This window comes from Pseudomonas sp. IT-196MI5 (assembly GCF_949767415.1).
Classification (GTDB): Bacteria; Pseudomonadota; Gammaproteobacteria; order Pseudomonadales; family Pseudomonadaceae; genus Aquipseudomonas.
The window spans coordinates 51320-67447 of the sequence record NZ_CATKPZ010000016.1; the positions used below are offsets into that span (position 1 = coordinate 51320).

At 61.6% G+C, this 16128-nt stretch carries 15 protein-coding genes; 7 read left to right on the plus strand and 8 right to left on the minus strand.

The window, feature by feature from the left end:
• Positions 1–18: 18 nt before the first annotated feature.
• From ACM6IK_RS13030 to ACM6IK_RS13045, 4 genes are all read right to left on the minus strand, one after another.
• Complete coding sequence (locus ACM6IK_RS13030; protein ID WP_414874662.1) at positions 19–945, minus strand: biotin-dependent carboxyltransferase family protein; 927 nt, start codon at positions 943–945, stop codon at positions 19–21.
• Positions 942–1646, minus strand: a complete 705-nt coding sequence (locus ACM6IK_RS13035; RefSeq protein ID WP_414874663.1) for a 5-oxoprolinase subunit B family protein — start codon at positions 1644–1646, stop codon at positions 942–944. Before ACM6IK_RS13035 ends, ACM6IK_RS13030 begins: the two co-directional genes overlap by 4 nt.
• On the minus strand, positions 1643–2395 hold the full coding sequence (locus ACM6IK_RS13040; protein WP_414874664.1) for a 5-oxoprolinase subunit PxpA: 753 nt from the start codon (positions 2393–2395) through the stop codon (positions 1643–1645). The genes ACM6IK_RS13035 and ACM6IK_RS13040 overlap by 4 nt, the downstream gene beginning before the upstream one ends.
• A 73-nt stretch (positions 2396–2468) precedes the next feature.
• Positions 2469–3755: an MFS transporter gene (locus ACM6IK_RS13045; RefSeq protein ID WP_414874665.1), complete on the minus strand. Its 1287-nt coding sequence runs from the start codon at positions 3753–3755 to the stop codon at positions 2469–2471.
• A gap of 147 nt (positions 3756–3902) precedes the next feature.
• Here ACM6IK_RS13045 and ACM6IK_RS13050 point away from each other — a divergent pair, with 147 nt between their 5' ends.
• The 4 genes from ACM6IK_RS13050 to ACM6IK_RS13065 all read left to right on the plus strand — a co-directional run bounded on the left by ACM6IK_RS13050 (position 3903) and on the right by ACM6IK_RS13065 (position 10195).
• Positions 3903–4832 carry a LysR family transcriptional regulator gene (locus ACM6IK_RS13050; protein WP_414874666.1) on the plus strand — a complete coding sequence of 310 codons (930 nt, stop codon included), beginning with the start codon at positions 3903–3905 and terminating at the stop codon, positions 4830–4832.
• Positions 4833–4944: 112 nt separating this feature from the next.
• The gene (locus ACM6IK_RS13055; RefSeq protein ID WP_414874667.1) at positions 4945–6867 is read left to right on the plus strand and encodes an IucA/IucC family protein; all 1923 of its coding nucleotides are present in this window, start codon (positions 4945–4947) and stop codon (positions 6865–6867) included.
• Positions 6857–8068, plus strand: coding sequence for an MFS transporter (locus ACM6IK_RS13060; RefSeq protein ID WP_414874668.1), 1212 nt, complete (start codon positions 6857–6859; stop codon positions 8066–8068). The genes ACM6IK_RS13055 and ACM6IK_RS13060 overlap by 11 nt, the downstream gene beginning before the upstream one ends.
• A gap of 15 nt (positions 8069–8083) precedes the next feature.
• A complete protein-coding gene (locus tag ACM6IK_RS13065; protein WP_414874669.1) occupies positions 8084–10195 on the plus strand; it encodes a TonB-dependent receptor in 2112 nt (703 codons plus the stop codon).
• Positions 10196–10239: 44 nt separating this feature from the next.
• Here the strand turns inward: ACM6IK_RS13065 and ACM6IK_RS13070 are convergent, their stop codons facing one another.
• From ACM6IK_RS13070 to ACM6IK_RS13080, 3 genes are read right to left on the minus strand one after another with little or no spacing between them, the layout of a single operon-like run.
• Positions 10240–10782 (minus strand): DUF2937 family protein, encoded by a 543-nt coding sequence (locus tag ACM6IK_RS13070; RefSeq protein WP_414874670.1) that lies wholly within the window; start codon positions 10780–10782, stop codon positions 10240–10242.
• Between the two features lie 13 nt (positions 10783–10795).
• Positions 10796–11572, minus strand: a complete 777-nt coding sequence (locus tag ACM6IK_RS13075) for a class II glutamine amidotransferase (protein WP_414874671.1) — start codon at positions 11570–11572, stop codon at positions 10796–10798.
• 32 nt (positions 11573–11604) lie between these two features.
• Positions 11605–12102: an MFS transporter gene (locus tag ACM6IK_RS13080; protein ID WP_108218525.1), complete on the minus strand. Its 498-nt coding sequence runs from the start codon at positions 12100–12102 to the stop codon at positions 11605–11607.
• Between the two features lie 213 nt (positions 12103–12315).
• Between ACM6IK_RS13080 and ACM6IK_RS13085 the strand changes: the two genes are divergently transcribed.
• Both ACM6IK_RS13085 and ACM6IK_RS13090 read left to right on the plus strand, forming a co-directional pair.
• The gene (locus ACM6IK_RS13085; RefSeq protein ID WP_414874672.1) at positions 12316–14370 is read left to right on the plus strand and encodes a S9 family peptidase; all 2055 of its coding nucleotides are present in this window, start codon (positions 12316–12318) and stop codon (positions 14368–14370) included.
• A gap of 212 nt (positions 14371–14582) precedes the next feature.
• A complete protein-coding gene (locus ACM6IK_RS13090; RefSeq protein WP_414874673.1) occupies positions 14583–15056 on the plus strand; it encodes a cyclic nucleotide-binding domain-containing protein in 474 nt (157 codons plus the stop codon).
• On the opposite strand, the gene ACM6IK_RS13095 is transcribed toward ACM6IK_RS13090, so the two are convergent.
• Positions 15053–15343 carry a hypothetical protein gene (locus ACM6IK_RS13095; protein WP_115948110.1) on the minus strand — a complete coding sequence of 97 codons (291 nt, stop codon included), beginning with the start codon at positions 15341–15343 and terminating at the stop codon, positions 15053–15055. The genes ACM6IK_RS13090 and ACM6IK_RS13095 overlap by 4 nt on opposite strands.
• A 95-nt stretch (positions 15344–15438) precedes the next feature.
• On the opposite strand from ACM6IK_RS13095, the gene ACM6IK_RS13100 reads away from it, so the two are divergent.
• Positions 15439–16125: a spermidine synthase gene (locus tag ACM6IK_RS13100; RefSeq protein ID WP_414874674.1), complete on the plus strand. Its 687-nt coding sequence runs from the start codon at positions 15439–15441 to the stop codon at positions 16123–16125.
• Positions 16126–16128 lie beyond the last annotated feature (3 nt).

Sequence of the window (16128 nt, forward strand, 5' to 3'; positions counted from 1 at the left end):
AGCTTGCTCGCGATGCTTTCAGGGGTTACTGAAACGCTGCAGATATTCGACCTGTTCGCGATGCGCCACTTCCTGCACCACTGGCCGCAACCTCACCTGCCTCCCCGGCAAACACTGCGCCAGCCGCGCCAGCGCCAGCGGCGTCAACGCTCCCAGACGCGGGTAACCACCAATGGTCTGCCGATCATTGAGCAACACGATCGGCTGCCCGTCCGGCGGCACCTGCACGGCCCCCAACGGAATGCCTTCGGAAATCATCGGTTTGCCCTGGTACTGCAGCGCCGTACCCAACAGGCGAATGCCCATGCGGTCGGCGCGGCTGTCGAGGCTCCACACGCTATTGAACGCATCGAACAGGCTCTGCCCGCTGAACTCACCGATCTGTGCACCGAGGACCAGGTCCAACGGAGCATCAAGGTTCAAGTCCGGCCGCTGGTCTGCGGTCATTTCGCGCAGCAACATCACCGAGTTGCCCGAATAGCTCAATGACGCGCCCTTACCCAGCGCATGGCCCATTCCGTCCAGGCCGCCAAGTTCCTCACGGACCACCGTCGCGCTGCTGCCCAGCACTTTCGGTGCATCAAACCCACCCGGCGCCGCCAGATAGGCCCGGGCGCCGAGCAACGGCCGAGTGAATTGCAAACGCTGACCTTTGTGCAGCCTGAAACTGCGCCACGGTGCCTGTGCCTCGCCGTCCACGAGCGCGCCCAGATCCGCTCCGGCCAAGGCCAGCACGCATTCCTCCTCGGCCACCACGGTGAATCCGCCGAGGGTGATTTCAATCACCGGCGCATCCAGTTCGTTACCCAGCAGCCAGTTGGCCCAGCACATCGAACGCCAATCGGCCGCTCCGCCCTGGGTCACGCCCAGATGCCGCACGCCGAAACGACCGGCATCCTGCAACAGGCATAGCGGCGTACTCGCTTCAATCGTCAGACGGCTCATGCCCGGGCCTCCAGTGGCGTGTCGTCACCGCCCAGGTTAATGAACTCGGCATGGCCGATCGCTTCGAACCGTACGGTGTCACCGGGTTGCATCAGGCTGTAGCCGTCACGGTTGCGATCGAACAATTTGGCCGGCGTGCGGCCAATCAGGTTCCAGCCGCCCGGCGACACCACCGGGTAAGCCGCCGTCTGCCGTTCGGCGATGCCGACACTGCCGGCCGCGACTTTCTTGCGTGGCGTGCTCAGACGCGGCGCGGCAAGTACCTCTTCCACCAGCCCCATGAAGGCGAAGCCCGGCGCAAAGCCCAAGGCGAACACCTGATATTCACGTTCGCTGTGACGACGGATCACCTCCTCCACCGCCAACCCGCTGCGCTGCGACAAAAGGTTCAGCTCCGGTCCGACGCTCAAGTCGTACCACACCGGCAACACATGGCAGGTACCGCGCGTACGTGCATTGGGCGACAGATCGATCAGCGTCTGGGCAACCAACTCCCGGGCCTGGGCGGGACTCAGCGCGGTCAAGTCGTAATGCACCATCAAGGTGGTGTAGGACGGCACCAGATCGATCAGATACCCGGCGAACGCCGCCCGCAGGCTTTCACTGGCCGCCAGCATCCACGGCATGTTGGTTTCGGCAATTTCATCGAACAGGCGCACCATCAGGCAATCCAGCGCTACCACTTCCACCCGCAGCTTCATGACGCGCTCTGCCGGTTCAAGGCTTCACGGATGCGTTGCACGGCAGCGACCGAACTGGCGTTGTCGCCGTGCACGCAGAGGGTATTGGCCTGCAAATGCAGGGCGCTGCCGTCACTGGCGGTGAGCGAATCGCCACGGGCAATGGTCAGCGCTTGCTCGATAATTGTCTGCGGGTCGTGATGCACCGCTCCCGGCAGTTGTCGCGACACCAGCCTGCCGGCACTGTCGTAGGCGCGGTCGGCGAAGGCCTCGAACCACAGCGTCACGCCGTATTCATCACCCAGTTGTTGGGCGGCGCTGTTGTCGCGGGTAGCCATCAACATCAGCGGCAGGTTGCGGTCATAGGACGCCACCGCTTGCAGCACGGCGCGCAACTGCGCCGGGTTGGCCATCATGTCGTTGTACATCGCGCCATGGGGTTTGACGTAACTGACCCGCCCGCCCTGGGCCCGGCAGATGCCGTCGAGGGCGCCGATCTGGTAATGCAGAATGTCTTGAAGCTCCTGGGTGGCATACGCCATGGAGCGACGGCCGAATCCCACCAGATCCTGATAGGCCGGATGCGCGCCAACTTGCACACCGTGGCTGAGGGCCAGGCTGACGGTCTTGCGCATGACGCTCGGGTCGCCGGCGTGAAAACCGCAGGCGATGTTGGCGCAATCGATAAAGGGCATGATTTCTGCGTCCAGACCCATGGTCCAGTTGCCGAAACTCTCGCCGATGTCGCAGTTCAATAGCAGGCGGCTCACGCTGAACACTCCTGTAGGCTTTATTCTTTTTAGCTGCGGGACATATCTGTAAGACAAGCCCGCAGGTTATCAGTTACCGGGCGTCGAGTTGTTTGCCACGGGTTTCCGGCAGGCTCAGGGCCGCGAGGATCACCACGCCGTAGGAAACCGCCGCAAAGGCACCGATGCCCACACTCAGCGGCACAGTCTGGCTGAGCAGGCCGATCAGCAGCGGGAACAACGCCGCCAGCGCCCGGCCGATGTTGTAGCAAAACCCCTGGCCCGAACCGCGAATGCGTGTAGGGAACAACTCGGTCAGGAATGCGCCCATGCCGCTGAAGATCCCCGAGGCGAAGAAGCCCAGCGGAAAGCCCAGCCACAGCATCACGCCGTTGCTGACCGGCAGTTGGGTGTACAGCAACACAATGGTGAACGAGCCCACGGCGAACAGGATGAAGTTCTTTTTGCGGCCGAGGATGTCGGTCAAATAGGCGCTGATGACATAACCCACGTAGGAACCGATGATCACCATCGCCAGATAACCGCTGGTATTGAGTACGCTCAAACCGCGTTCGTTCTTCAGAAAAGTCGGTAGCCAGGACGTGATCGCGTAATAACCGCCCAGCGCACCGGTGGTCAGCAACGAAGCGCGAATCGTGGTGAAGAGCATGCCGGGGGCGAAGATCTCGTAGAACTTCGACGGGGTGCCCGGCTCCTGTTTCGCTTTGGCTTCACGATAGATTTCCGGGTCCTTGACCAGACGGCGGACGAAAATCACGAAGATCGCCGGCACGATCCCGAGAATGAACAGCGCACGCCAGGCGTCTTCCGGAGGCAACACCGAGAACAGCAGCGCATACAGAATCGCCGTCAGCCCCCAACCCAGCGCCCAGCCGGACTGCACCATGCCCACTGCCTTGCCGCGGTCCTGAGCACGGATCACTTCGCCGATCAGCACCGCGCCGGCCGTCCACTCACCGCCGAAACCGAAGCCCATCAGGGTCCGTGCAATCAGCAGTTGCTCATAGCTCTGGGCAAAGCCGCAGAGGAAGGTAAAGAAGGCAAACCACAGTACGGTCAGTTGCAGGGTGCGCACACGACCAATGCGATCGGAGAGAATCCCAGCCACCCAGCCACCGATGGCCGAAGCGATCAGGGTGCTGGTATGAATCAGCCCGGCCTGGCCGGTGGTGATGCCCCACATCGCAATCAGGGTCGGCACCACGAAGCTGAGCATCTGGGTGTCCATGCCGTCCAGGCCATAACCGATCTTGCAGCTCCAGAAGGTGCGGCGTTCCTGCTGATTGATGTTGCGATACCAGTCGAAAGGTCCCGGGCGGGCCGAGGCTTTCGGGATGAAGGGGGTGTCGGGCGCACTCATGGCAAATCTCCGCGCTGATTTTATTGGTATTGTTCTGAGCCCCGACGACGCCTATCGTGGGGAACCGGATGCGTCGATTCTTGGACGCGCGCCCCTGCTGCGTCCAACTAATAAAAACCCGCCTTAGCCATAAGAAATCTTTATCCCATGAACCTGAAGTTTCTCGAGACCTTCGTCTGGGTCGCCCGACTCAAGAGTTTTCGCCTGACCGCCGACAAGCTCTTCACCACCCAGGCCTCGATCTCCAGCCGAATTGCGGTGCTTGAAGGCGAGCTCGGGGTAAAGCTGTTTCTACGGGATTCGCGCGGCGTGAGCCTGACCCCGGAAGGCCTCAAAGTGCTCGATTACGCCGAGCAGATGCTGGACACCATGCAGGCACTCAAGCAGTCGATCGAGACCCGTTCGAGCAAGGCCGGACGGGTACGCATCGGCGTGATGGACACGGTGATCCATACCTGGCTCAGCCCGTTGGTGGCGCAGATGACCGATCACTACCCGCTGGTGGAAATCGAGCTGGTGGCCGATACCTCGCTCAACCTCTGCGATCAGCTGCAAAAAGGCTTTCTCGATGTGATCCTGCAAACCGACCTGCTGCGCCAGGAAAGCGTGCGCAGCCTGGAACTGGCCAGCCACCCCATGGGCTGGATTGTGGCCAGCAATTCCCTGTACAACCGGGAGTATTCAGGCGTCGCCGATCTGGCGAATGAGCGGATCATCACCTACTCGAAAAACTCCCACCCGCATCAGGAAGTGCTCGCCCTGATGCAGGCCAATGGCGTGATGACGCCACGGTTGAACTGCGTGAACTCGGTGTCGGCGATTACCCGGCTGCTGCGCGACGGTTTTGGCGTTGGCGCGTTGCCGCCGGTGCTGGTGGCCGAGGAACTGGCGCGTGGTGAATTGACCTTGCTGGACATCGATCAGCGACCACCCGACTTGCAGGTGGTGGTGTCGTGGCGGGTGGGCGTTGAGTGGGTCGAGGAGATTGTGGCGTTGTGTCAGCAGGTGTTGGAGGAGTATGCGCGGAAGGTGGGAGAGCGCTACATGGTCTTGAGCAAACCCCTGGCCGGCCTATGAAAAGGAGTTTTTCATACTACAAGTAGCAATCACTATCATTTGCATTAATATTTGAAAAATGTATTCTCTGCGCGCATTCAGCTAAACCACTGTCCAGAAGGAGTCGGACTCGATGCGCGCCTACACGCAAAAACAGCAGCAATTGCTCTCAAACTGGAGCGAAGCCCTCGGCACTCCGGCCTTCCAGTCCCACCGCATCACCCTCGACCATTTGAGCAATGCCCTGGAGCCCGCCGCCCAGCGCTGCTTCCAACGCCTGATCCAGGCGCTGTTTCGTGAAGGTCTGATCAACCCCGACGCCTGCAAGTACGACGACAACGGCCGTTGCTGGCTGCCGCTTGGCGACGGTGCGCAGCTTTGCTTCGACCACCTGACGGGCGGAAGAATGAACAGCTGGGACGTGCGTGGCAGCATCGTCCTGCACACCCCCGACAGCCTGCCGCACAAAATCCAGTTGCCCAGCGAACTGCTCGCCCACCTCAGCACTCAGCTCAACCCGCCCGCCTCCCCGCAGGTACTGGAACGTCTGGCCCGCGAGCTGGACGATAGCTACAGCAACGACACCCTGTGCCTGGCGTTCCACCATGGATGGACCGAGCGCCTGAGAGAGCAGATCGACACCGAGCACAATGACAATCTGTTCGCCTGGCTCAAAGCCAGCCCCGACCACCAGAACCCGACGTCATTGCTCGAACAGTGGGGTACGCTCGGCCACCCCTGGCATCCGAACTACAAGACCAAACTGGGCTTGAGCGCTGCGCAGGTCATCGCTTTCTCGCCGGAATTCGAAGCGAGTTTTCCGATTGTGTTGTGCGCCCTGCACCGTCAGTACGCCCACGTCGAATCACTGGCCGGCACTGCCGATTACTGGGACTGGTGGCAGGGCCACTTCCCGCAGGCCGCCGAACAATTGCAGCAGCATTTGCAGCAACGGGGCCTGGAGGCAACGGACTACCTCCCGCTGCCGTCGCACCCATGGCAAGTCAATGAAGAGCTGCCCAATTCGTTCGCCAACGAGATCGCCGACAACCTGCTGATCATCACCGACATCGTTGCCTTCACCGGTCACCCGACCATGTCCTTCCGCACGGTCGTACCAGAGGCCAGCCGCGTTGCGCCGATGGTCAAGTTGCCGGTGGCCCTGCGCCTGACCAGCGTGCAGCGCACCGTGTCGCCGCGCTCGGCCCGGATGGGACCGCGCATCAGCCAATTGATACTGCAGATTCTCGATCATGAACCGCAGATTCAGCGCCTGCTGAACATCGTGCCGGAACGCATCGGCGTGCACTACGCGCCACAACCGGCCAATGACGAACGGTCCCGGCATGCCGCCGTGCTGTACCGCGACAACCCGCTGACCCTGCTGCAAGAAGGCGAACTGGCCGTGCCGGTCGGCAGCCTGTTCGCCGTCAATGAATTCGAACAACCGTTGCTGCGTGACTGGGTGCAACTGGCTCAGGACCGTGACGACAGCGAGGCCATGCTGGCGTTTTTCGATGACTACCTGTCGATTGCCGTCCCGAGCCTGCTGGGCATCTACCTGATGTATGGCGTGGCGTTCGAAGCGCACCAGCAAAACAGCTTCATGGTGATGGGCGCTGACGGGCAGTTGAATCGGTTGCTGCTGCGTGACTTCGGCGACATTCGCATCGATCGCAAAACCCTGCACGCCAAGGGGCTGGATATCCAGCTGCACGATCCGAAAATGACCCTGTACGACGACGCCGGTTTTGTTCGCGACAAGCTCCTGCACACCACGTTCATGTGCCACCTCGGTGAGTTGACGTTGCTCTGCGCCCGCCACTGGAATGTGCCGGAAAACAGCCTTTGGGAGCGCTTGGCCACGCACGTTGAACAGTGCTTCGAGAGCGTGCGCGAGCACGTCGAACCGGCACGTTGGGAAAGCGAGCGTCAGGCCCTGCTGGAGCAGGATTGGCCGGCCAAATCGTTCATGCGCATGCGCTTGCACGACAGCCACGCCGACATCGTCGGACGCCTGAGTAATCCGCTGCGAACCAACGCCGATGCTCGCTGATGGTCGTGCGTTGCGACTGCTGATCGTCATCCAGCTTGTCTCCATGGGTGCCATGGAAATGAGCGGCCCGTTCTGGCCCTTGCAGATCCAGCATCTGCTTGGGCCAGAGGGCGCCGGCTACACCGCGCTGCTATCGGCGCTGGTCTATGCCGGCCCGATGCTGGCGGCCATGCTGCTGACGCCGGCGTGGGGACGGCTGGGTGATCGCACCGGGCACAAGCCGATGATCGTTCGGGCGTTACTGGCACTAGCGCTGTGCCAGGGACTGGCGGCGATTACCCTCGATCCGTGGCTGCTGGTGGGCATTCGCGTGATGCAGGGCGCATTGGCCGGGTTTATCGCCGCCGCGCAAGCCTATGCCCTGGCCTGCTGCGACAGCTCCCGTCGCGGTCACACCCTGGCCCGTCTGCAATCGGCGACCGCCGTCGGCTCGTTGATCGGCCCGGTACTGGGCGGCTGGCTGATGGACATCTCGGGGTTTGCCCTGCTCTGTCAGGGCGCGACGGCGATTTGCCTGCTGTGTGCACTGGGGAGTTTTTTCCTGCCGGCCGACAAGGCGCGAGCCTCGACGAAAAAACCGGTTGCACCGGTGGCCCTGCCTAAAGGCTGGCTCGGTGGAATCCTGTTGGTGATCGTGTTGATTCAAGCCGCGAAGATGATGCCGCAACCCTTCTACGCGCTGTATGTCGCCGACATTCTGCATGCGCCGGGCTGGCTGATCGGTGCGACTTACGCGGCGAGCGCCGCGACCCTGGCCATCTCCGCTCCCCTGTGGGGGCGTCTGTTCGACCGCTGGCAGCCGGCTTACACCCTGCGCGTCATCGAAGGCGTTGCCTGGCTCTGCGCCCTGACGCTCGCGGCCACGGCACTGGCCAGCGAATGGCTGGGTTTTCTCGTCAGCCGGTTGGTCTGGGGCATCTGGCAAGGCGCGCTGCTCCCCGTCGCCTATGCACTGATCGCCAACACCGTGTCGTCAAGCCAACAGGGTTTTGCCCTCGGCCTGGGCAACAGCGCGGCCAAGGCTGGCGCTCTGCTCGGTGCCGTCCTCGGCGGGATCGGCATGGGGCTGGTCGGGCTGGCCCACAGTTTCTGGCTGGTGGCGTTGACCTACGCACTGGCCGCCATCGGGATCCGCTGGGTGCGCTCATTCACCTCCACACCGGCCCCCGCAATCTTGTCTACCCACACTTATCACGACTAAAAAAAAGACCAACTCATGACCCGAACCAAACTTTCCTTGATGATTCCGCTGCTCGGCTCCTTCAGCGCCCAAACCTGGGCGGAGGACACCGACCAGCAACCCGGCACATTGAACATGCAAGCCACCGTCGTTTCCGCGACGCGCAGCGAAGCGACCATTGCCTCGATTCCAGGCTCGGTCCAGGTGATCGACGAACAACAGATCAGCCAACAGAGTGGCGCCGGGCGCCGAGTCTCCGACATCCTGGGGCAACTGGTTCCCGGCCTGGCGCCGTCCAGTGGCGGGATGAGCAACTTCGGCCAGACCCTGCGCGGGCGCAACATGCTGGTGTTGATCGACGGCGTGTCGCAGAACGCCACGCGTGACAACTTCCGCCAGCTCAACAGCATCGCGCCGGCCAGTATCGAACGCATTGAGGTGGTTTCCGGCGCCAGCAGCATTTATGGTGCCGGTGCTTCGGGCGGCATCATCAATATCATCACCAAGCGCAACCAGGGTCAGGACCTTGCCTACAGCAGCAAACTGGGCCTGACCACCGGCAACAACCTCAACAGCAAGGGTTTCGCCTACGAGGCCTTTCAGAGTGCGACCGGGCGCAAGGATGCCCTGGACTGGTACGTGTCCGCCGACCTGACCCAGCGCAACGATCAGTACGACGGCAACGGCAATCGCATCCCTCAGGACACATCCCAGGGCAGCAACATGGACACCGACACCTATGACCTGCAAGGTCGGTTCGGTTACGAACTGGATGCCGATAAAAAACTCAGCCTGTCACTGCAGGACTACAAGGACCAGCAGGACACTGGCTACACAAAAGACCCGAAAAACCAGCAAGAGGCCGTGGCGGTCAAAGGACTGAAACTCGACGACCAGCCCTACACCCATAACCAGGCGGCCAACCTCAACTACACCGACAACGACTTCTACGGCCAGGGCCTGCAACTGGAAAGCTACTGGCGCCGGGCCGACGCGCTGTTCTTCCCGGACCTGTCGCGGGGCAAGGCCGGGATCTCCGACAACAACAGCGTGCAGGATGTCTACGGCCTGCGTGCGGCCATCGACACGCCGTTGCCGGCCATTGGCAGCGCCACTGGCAACCTGGTCTGGGGCGCCGACTATGATCACGAACGCTCCCGTCAGCGCGGTGACCAATACACCCTCAATGGGCTGACCTACACCAAGACCGGCACCACTTACGAGTTGGGCCCGGATATCGAAACCACCACCAAGGCGCTGTTCGGGCAGATGTCCTGGGACATCGGAGACTGGACCTTGCGTGGCGGTGTGCGCCGCGAATGGATCGAAAGCGAGGTCTCCGACAGCATCGCTTACGGTCAGATCGTCCAGACCGGCGTACGCGCCATCCTGCCCGGTGACACCCTCAAATACGACGCGACGCTCTATAACCTGGGCGCGGTCTATCACCTGAGTGAACATCAGGACGTCTTCGCCAATTACAGCCAGGGGTTTTCGCTGCCGGACATCCAGCGCTTCTTGCGTGACGTGAACAGCACCTTCGACATCCAGAGCCTCAACGCCCAGGCCATCAAGGTCGACAGCTACGAGCTGGGCTGGCGCGGTAACTGGGACCGGTGGCAGGCCGACGTCACCGTCTATGAAAACACCTCGGACGTGACTCAGTTCTACGATGCCAATGAGCGTGTCTTGCGTCTGATCAACCAGAAGGAGCGGGTTCGCGGCATCGAAAACAGCCTGACCTACCTCGCGACCGATCACTGGTCGGTGGGTGGCACCTATGCCTGGGCCAAAGGCGAGACCCAGCAGAACGGGAAATGGATCGATCTGCCGGCGACACGCATTTCACCGGCCAAAACCACGCTGTTCGTCGGCTATGCCGAAGACGACTACACCCTGCGCCTGCAAGGCATGCACCTGTCCAGTTACGACGCTGCCGCCAAAGACAACAACGGGCGCGACATCGATGGCTATACGCTGGTGGACCTGCTTGGCTCCGTATACTTGCCGGTCGGTCGACTGGAAGGCGGGGTGTACAACCTGACCAACCGCACGTACGTCAACCTGTTCGCCCAGGCCAACGCCAGAGCGCCATTCCCCAACGCCGAAGGCCGTACCCTGAGCATGACCTATTCGATAGATTGGTAATCAAGCAAGGAGCCGGCTAGCCGGCTCCTTGATGTTCGACAGTGTTACAAGCCGCGCAAATCCCGCTCTTCGATCGGCCGGCTCTGGCGCAGACGCTTGCCGCCCAACACCACCCAATCGATCAACCGGAACAGGCACTCGATCCCGAACGACAGCAACAATGCGCCGCTCATGCCCCAGCTCATCGCTTCGGGCGTCAACAGGATCTGGTAGCTGTAGCCATTCCAGGTTTCCTTGCGGATGTCCGGATCGGCAGCCAGCGCCACTTGCAGGAAGCGGATGTACCACGGCCCCTGCATCGCCTGGAACTGCTTGTCCAGCGCCAGTTGGCGGGTCAGCAGGTTGCTCAGGCTGTCGGCATCGCTGCGGAAGATCGGATCTTCGCTGGCGCGGTAATGCGCGACCAGAGCCTGCATGTCACCCTTGAAAAACTGATTGGCAGTGTTCTGGAACCCGCTCAACCCGGCTTGCGCCTCGATCAGATGGGCTTCGACCCGCTTGGCGTAATCGCTGATGAACCCCGGCACCTGGACACCGATCAACAAGCCGGCCGCAAACAACACCAGCCGTAGATAACTGAGCAACATGGGGATTGAATCCTTATTCGGTCTTGCCCTGGCTGACGCATTCGCCGCGCCGCCACAGACTCCATTGACCCGGTTCGTAACGGGTCCAGGTTTCGTTTTCGGTCAGGGGTTCGGTGGCGATGACGGTGACCACATCGTTTGGCGTGGTTTCGGCCTGAAAGTCGACGATCACGTCGACATCTTTCAAGCGTGCCGGGCCAAACGGTGCGCGCCGGGTGATTTGCGCCAGTTTGGTCGAGCAATAGCAGAACAACCAGTCGCCGTCGCTGAGCAGGCAGTTGAATACGCCTTTGCTGCGGTATTCGGCGCACGCGGCCACCAGGTCCGGCAACAACGCTTCGACCGCGACCGGTTCGGGGAACGCCGCACGCACACGGTTGAGCAAATCGCAGAAGGCCGCTTCGCTATCGGTATCACCCACGGGGCGATAGAAACTGGCCGCAGGCTGGAAATCCGCCAACTGGCCGTTATGGGCGAAACACCAGTTGCGCCCCCACAGCTCACGGACGAACGGATGCGTGTTGGACAGGCAGACTTTGCCGACGTTGGCCTGGCGGATGTGCCCGATCACCACTTCGCTCTTGATCGGATAGCGCTGCACCAGGTTCGCGACTTCCGACTCGCAGCTTGCCGCCGGGTCCTGGAACAGTCGCAGCCCACGGCCTTCATAGAAGGCAATGCCCCAGCCATCGCGGTGTGGGCCGGTGCGACCGCCGCGCTGCATCAGCCCGGTAAAGCTGAACACGATATCGGTCGGGACATTGGCGCTCATGCCCAATAACTCACACATGCTCGGACTCTCACTCAATCGCAGGGGCAAGGTTACAGACGGGGTTCGACTCGCATCCGCTGAGGACTGCTCGGCACGGGAGGACGACCGTAACGATCATCGCCAGCACCGCCAAACGGTTGATCGTCCTCAGGCTCGTCAGCGCGGACGGCAGCTTTGGTGGCAGCCTCACGCTCCTTGCGGGCGTTCGAGGCGCGCTCGATAGGGAAACGGATCGCCACCAGCACCAGATAGAGGCCGAACGCGATCATGCCGTACATGAACAGATCGGAAATCGCCCGCCAAGCGTTGTTGCCGACCTTGAACAGCAGGTCGAGGGCGGTAATGGCGACGGCCGGCGCGACTTTGTCCTTGACCGGGTCGATGATGGTCGGGCTGAACAGCAGCACGGCCATCGCCAGCCGCAGCGGCTCACGCAGCCAGCGCCACATCCAGCGGGTCAAGCGCATCCACACCAACAGGCAGCCCAAAGCGGCAAAGGCGTAGAGGCCCCAAGCGATCAGATAGTCGTTCTCGGTCATGGTGTCCATGGCAAGGCAGGCAAAGAGGCGCTTATGATAACGGCTTTTCGCCCGTCAGGCTTGCCCAATGGCAGTAGGTCAAGACACAGGACCTGTGGGAGCGAGCTTGCTCGCGATGGCGGACTGCCTGTCAACATTGATGTTGGGTGTACCGGCCTCATCGCGAGCAAGCTCGCTCCCACAGGTTCCAAGCCTATTTCGTAACGAGTTTGAGAGTTTCCCATGCCCCTATCCGCCAACATTCACGACGCTCCAATTGCCCACAAGGCTGAAGGCTCCGACCCGTATGCCTGGCTGCAGGAGCGCGACACCGACGCAGTGCTCGACTACCTGAAAGCCGAAAACAGCTACCAGCAAGCGCAAACCGCCGACCAGGCCGGGCTGCGTGAAACCCTGTTCGAGGAGATCAAAGGGCGGATTCTCGAGACCGATTTGTCCCTGCCCTCGCCGTGGGGACCCTATCTGTACTACACCCGCACCATGGCGGGCGACGAGTATGCCCGGCACTACCGCTGCCCGCGTCCGGCCGACGACAGCCTGACCCTCGACGAAAGCCGCGAACAACTGCTGCTGGACCCCAACGAGCTGGCCAATGGCGGCTTCTTTTCCCTGGGTGCATTCAGCATCAGCCCGGACCATCAGCGTCTGGCCTACAGCATCGACTCCAGCGGCGACGAGATTTACACGCTGTTCGTGAAGGAACTGTCCGACGGCCGTGTCAGTGAACTGGAATTCCAGGACTGCGACGGCAGCATGACCTGGGCCAACGACAGCCTGACGCTGTTTTTTGGTGAGCTGGACGACACCCATCGCCCGCACAAGCTGTATCGCTATCGCCTGGACGGCACGGCGGCGCAAGAGGTGTTCCATGAGCCGGACGGTCGCTTCTTCATGCATTGCTACCGTTCAAGCTCCGAGCAGCAATTGCTGCTGTCGGTGGGCAGCAAGACCACCAGCGAAGTCTGGGCCCTCGATGCCAACCAGCCGCAGCAATCCTTCACCTGCATCGCGCCACGGGTCGAAGATCATGAGTACGACGTCGACCACGGCGTACTCGACGGGCAATGGACCTGGTTCATTCGCAGCAACCGTGACGGCATCAATTTCGCCCTGTACACAGCCACCGATACCGGCGCCGCGCCGACCGAAGCCGACTGGCAAAACCTGATCCCCCACAGCGACACGGTGATGATCGACGGCATCAGCCTGAACACCGGGGCCATGACCCTCAGCCTGCGGGTCGGCGGCTTGCCGGTCATCGAGGTTCACCCACAGGGCCTGGCGCCTTATCGAGTGCAACTGCCGGATGCGGCCTATAGCCTGCACGTGCAGAACAGCCTGGAATTCGAAAGCGAGCGGATTCGCCTGCGCTACGAAGCGTTGAACCGTCCGGCACAAATCCGCCAACTGGACCTGGCGACCGGCGAGCAAAAAGTCCTCAAGGAAACCCCGGTACTCGGCCCGTTCGATGCCGACACTTATATCAGCCAACGCCTGTGGGCCACTGCACCGGACGGTACGCAAGTGCCTATCAGCCTGGTGATCAAGCGCGCAGACCTGGGCAAACCCGTGCCGCTGTACCTCTACGGCTATGGTGCCTACGGCGAAAGCCTCGACCCGTGGTTTTCCCATGCGCGCCTGAGCCTGCTGGATCGCGGCATGGCCTTTGCCATTGCCCACGTGCGTGGCGGTGGCGAACTGGGGGAAGCCTGGTATCGCGCCGGCAAACAGGAGCACAAGCACAACACCTTCAGCGACTTTATCGCCTGCGCCGAACACCTGATCGCCCAGGGCTTCACCACTGCACCGCAGTTGGCGATCAGTGGTGGCAGCGCCGGTGGCCTGCTGATCGGCGCGGTGCTCAATCAACGGCCGGAGCTGTTTGGCGCCGCCATCGCCGAGGTACCGTTCGTCGACGTACTCAACACCATGCTCGACCCTGACCTGCCATTGACCGTCACGGAATACGACGAGTGGGGCAACCCTGAAGAACCGGACGTCCATGACCGGATCAAAGCCTACGCCCCGTACGAAAACGTCACCGCGCAAGCTTATCCGGCGACCCTGGTGATCGCCGGTTACAACGACAGCCGTGTGCAGTATTGGGAAGCCGCCAAGTGGGTGGCGAAATTGCGCGCGACCAAGACCGACAGCAATCCCCTGCTGCTCAAGACGGAACTGGGTGCCGGGCATGGCGGGATGAGCGGTCGATATCAGGGATTGCGTGACGTAGCACTCGAATATGCATTTTTGTTCAAGGTTCTGGGCATTGCCTGAGGAACCTGGGCCGATGAACCGGTCTTGATTCCGGACACCGCAGGCCGATACAACCCGTATCCCCTGTGGGAGCGAGCTTGCTCGCGATGAGGCCGGCACATTCGATATTGATGTTGAATGTGCCACCGCCATCGCGAGCAAGCTCGCTCCCACAAGGGATTTTCGGTGAATTCAAACTCGAGTCAGCAACACACAAAAAAGACCGTGACGACATGTCTGAACCAACCTTTCTGAACAACGAAATTCGCGACTGGCTGATGGATTGCGGCCTGTTCAATCAACTGCTGCCGGCGGACTTCGTCGCGGCTTCGGGCTACTTCAGTATCAGCACCATTGCCCAGGGCGAGGAAATCTTCCAGGAGGGTGATGCCGGCAGCTTCATGTGCATCATCCACACCGGTCAGGTGGCAGTGCAGAAAACCACCGCCGACGGGCAACGCGTCACCATCGCCACGTTGCGCAGCGGCCGCTCGTTCGGCGAAATGGCCGTGCTCGACGGCGAACGGCGCTCGGCCAGTTGTGTGGCCGCAAGCAACTGCCAGTTGCTCAACCTGGGCAAGGACTCGCTGGAAAAAATGCTCAACGACGCACCGAAAATCGCCGCCAAGATCATCCGTGCCCTCGCCGTATCCCTGTCCAGACGCCTGCGCATGGCCGACGGTCAACTGCTTTCGCAGCAGGTCTAGCCACCCGGCGACTTGGGTTTCGGTGGATTGGGCGCAAGGCCCGGTATCGGCTGGTCTTTGGTCGGCGGGCTCGGCATTTCAATCGGCACCAACGGCGGACCACTACTGCCGGGGCCGACTCTAGGCAAAGGCGCCGGGCTGATTTGCGGGTACGGCGTGGGCGTCGCGGTGCCGGGCGAACCGGGTATGGGCGCGGGGCTGACGGGAATCGATTGCAGCTGTTGAGCCTGCACTGCAGTTATCGAGAGCGCGGCCAGGGCAATGACCGTTAGAATGGTGCGCTTCATCAATGGCTCCGTTGACCTTGTCGTCATAAACAGGCTACTCCCAACTGCGTCTGTTTGCCCTCCCGTGTTCTGCCAATTTTCTTCAAGTGAGCCCCATGAAACGTTTCGTTCTGCTGGACACCACCGCCATTCCTGAAAACGGCGGCGCCCTGTGCCTGTTCGAATACGGCGAGGATTTCGTCATCAAGATCCAGGGGGGCGATGGCGGGCAATTGATGAATACGCGCATGCACGGCTCCGAAGATGCCCTGGCCGAAATCCCGTGTCGCAAGGTCGCCGGTCGACCGAATTCACGGGTGCTCATCGGCGGCCTGGGCATGGGTTTCACCCTCGCTTCGGCGCTCAAGCACCTGGGCAAGACCGCCGAAGTGGTGGTCGCTGAATTGGTGCCTGGTGTTGTGGAATGGAATCGCGGGCCACTCGGCGAGAAAGCCGGAAACCCGCTTCAAGACCCGCGGACCGTGATTCGCATGGAAGACGTGGCCAAAGTCCTGCAGGCCGAGCCCCAGGGCTTCGATGCCATTATGCTCGACGTCGACAACGGCCCCGAAGGCCTGACTCAGAAAGCCAACAGCTGGTTGTACTCTGCCGGCGGCCTGAGCGCCTGCGCCAAGGCCCTGAGACCCAAAGGTATACTGGCGGTCTGGTCGGCCAGCGCTGACCGGCAATTTTCCGACAAACTGAAGAAAGCCGGTTTCAAGGCCGAGGAAGTGCAGGTCTTCGCCCACGGCAACAAGGGCACCCGCCACACCATCTGGATTGCCGAGAAGCTCAAGGGCTAGGCT

What these genes read in the sequence shown, in the direction of transcription:
- ACM6IK_RS13065 (WP_414874669.1), top strand. Translation starts at nt 8,084, where the DNA reads ATGACCCGAACCAAACTTTCCTTGATGATTCCGCTGCTCGGCTCCTTC.
- ACM6IK_RS13070 (WP_414874670.1), bottom strand. Translation starts at nt 10,782, where the DNA reads ATGTTGCTCAGTTATCTACGGCTGGTGTTGTTTGCGGCCGGCTTGTTG.
- ACM6IK_RS13050 (WP_414874666.1), top strand. Translation starts at nt 3,903, where the DNA reads ATGAACCTGAAGTTTCTCGAGACCTTCGTCTGGGTCGCCCGACTCAAG.
- ACM6IK_RS13085 (WP_414874672.1), top strand. Translation starts at nt 12,316, where the DNA reads ATGCCCCTATCCGCCAACATTCACGACGCTCCAATTGCCCACAAGGCT.
- ACM6IK_RS13030 (WP_414874662.1), bottom strand. Translation starts at nt 945, where the DNA reads ATGAGCCGTCTGACGATTGAAGCGAGTACGCCGCTATGCCTGTTGCAG.
- ACM6IK_RS13035 (WP_414874663.1), bottom strand. Translation starts at nt 1,646, where the DNA reads ATGAAGCTGCGGGTGGAAGTGGTAGCGCTGGATTGCCTGATGGTGCGC.
- ACM6IK_RS13045 (WP_414874665.1), bottom strand. Translation starts at nt 3,755, where the DNA reads ATGAGTGCGCCCGACACCCCCTTCATCCCGAAAGCCTCGGCCCGCCCG.
- ACM6IK_RS13090 (WP_414874673.1), top strand. Translation starts at nt 14,583, where the DNA reads ATGTCTGAACCAACCTTTCTGAACAACGAAATTCGCGACTGGCTGATG.
- ACM6IK_RS13095 (WP_115948110.1), bottom strand. Translation starts at nt 15,343, where the DNA reads ATGAAGCGCACCATTCTAACGGTCATTGCCCTGGCCGCGCTCTCGATA.
- ACM6IK_RS13100 (WP_414874674.1), top strand. Translation starts at nt 15,439, where the DNA reads ATGAAACGTTTCGTTCTGCTGGACACCACCGCCATTCCTGAAAACGGC.
- ACM6IK_RS13075 (WP_414874671.1), bottom strand. Translation starts at nt 11,572, where the DNA reads ATGTGTGAGTTATTGGGCATGAGCGCCAATGTCCCGACCGATATCGTG.
- ACM6IK_RS13060 (WP_414874668.1), top strand. Translation starts at nt 6,857, where the DNA reads ATGCTCGCTGATGGTCGTGCGTTGCGACTGCTGATCGTCATCCAGCTT.
- ACM6IK_RS13055 (WP_414874667.1), top strand. Translation starts at nt 4,945, where the DNA reads ATGCGCGCCTACACGCAAAAACAGCAGCAATTGCTCTCAAACTGGAGC.
- ACM6IK_RS13080 (WP_108218525.1), bottom strand. Translation starts at nt 12,102, where the DNA reads ATGGACACCATGACCGAGAACGACTATCTGATCGCTTGGGGCCTCTAC.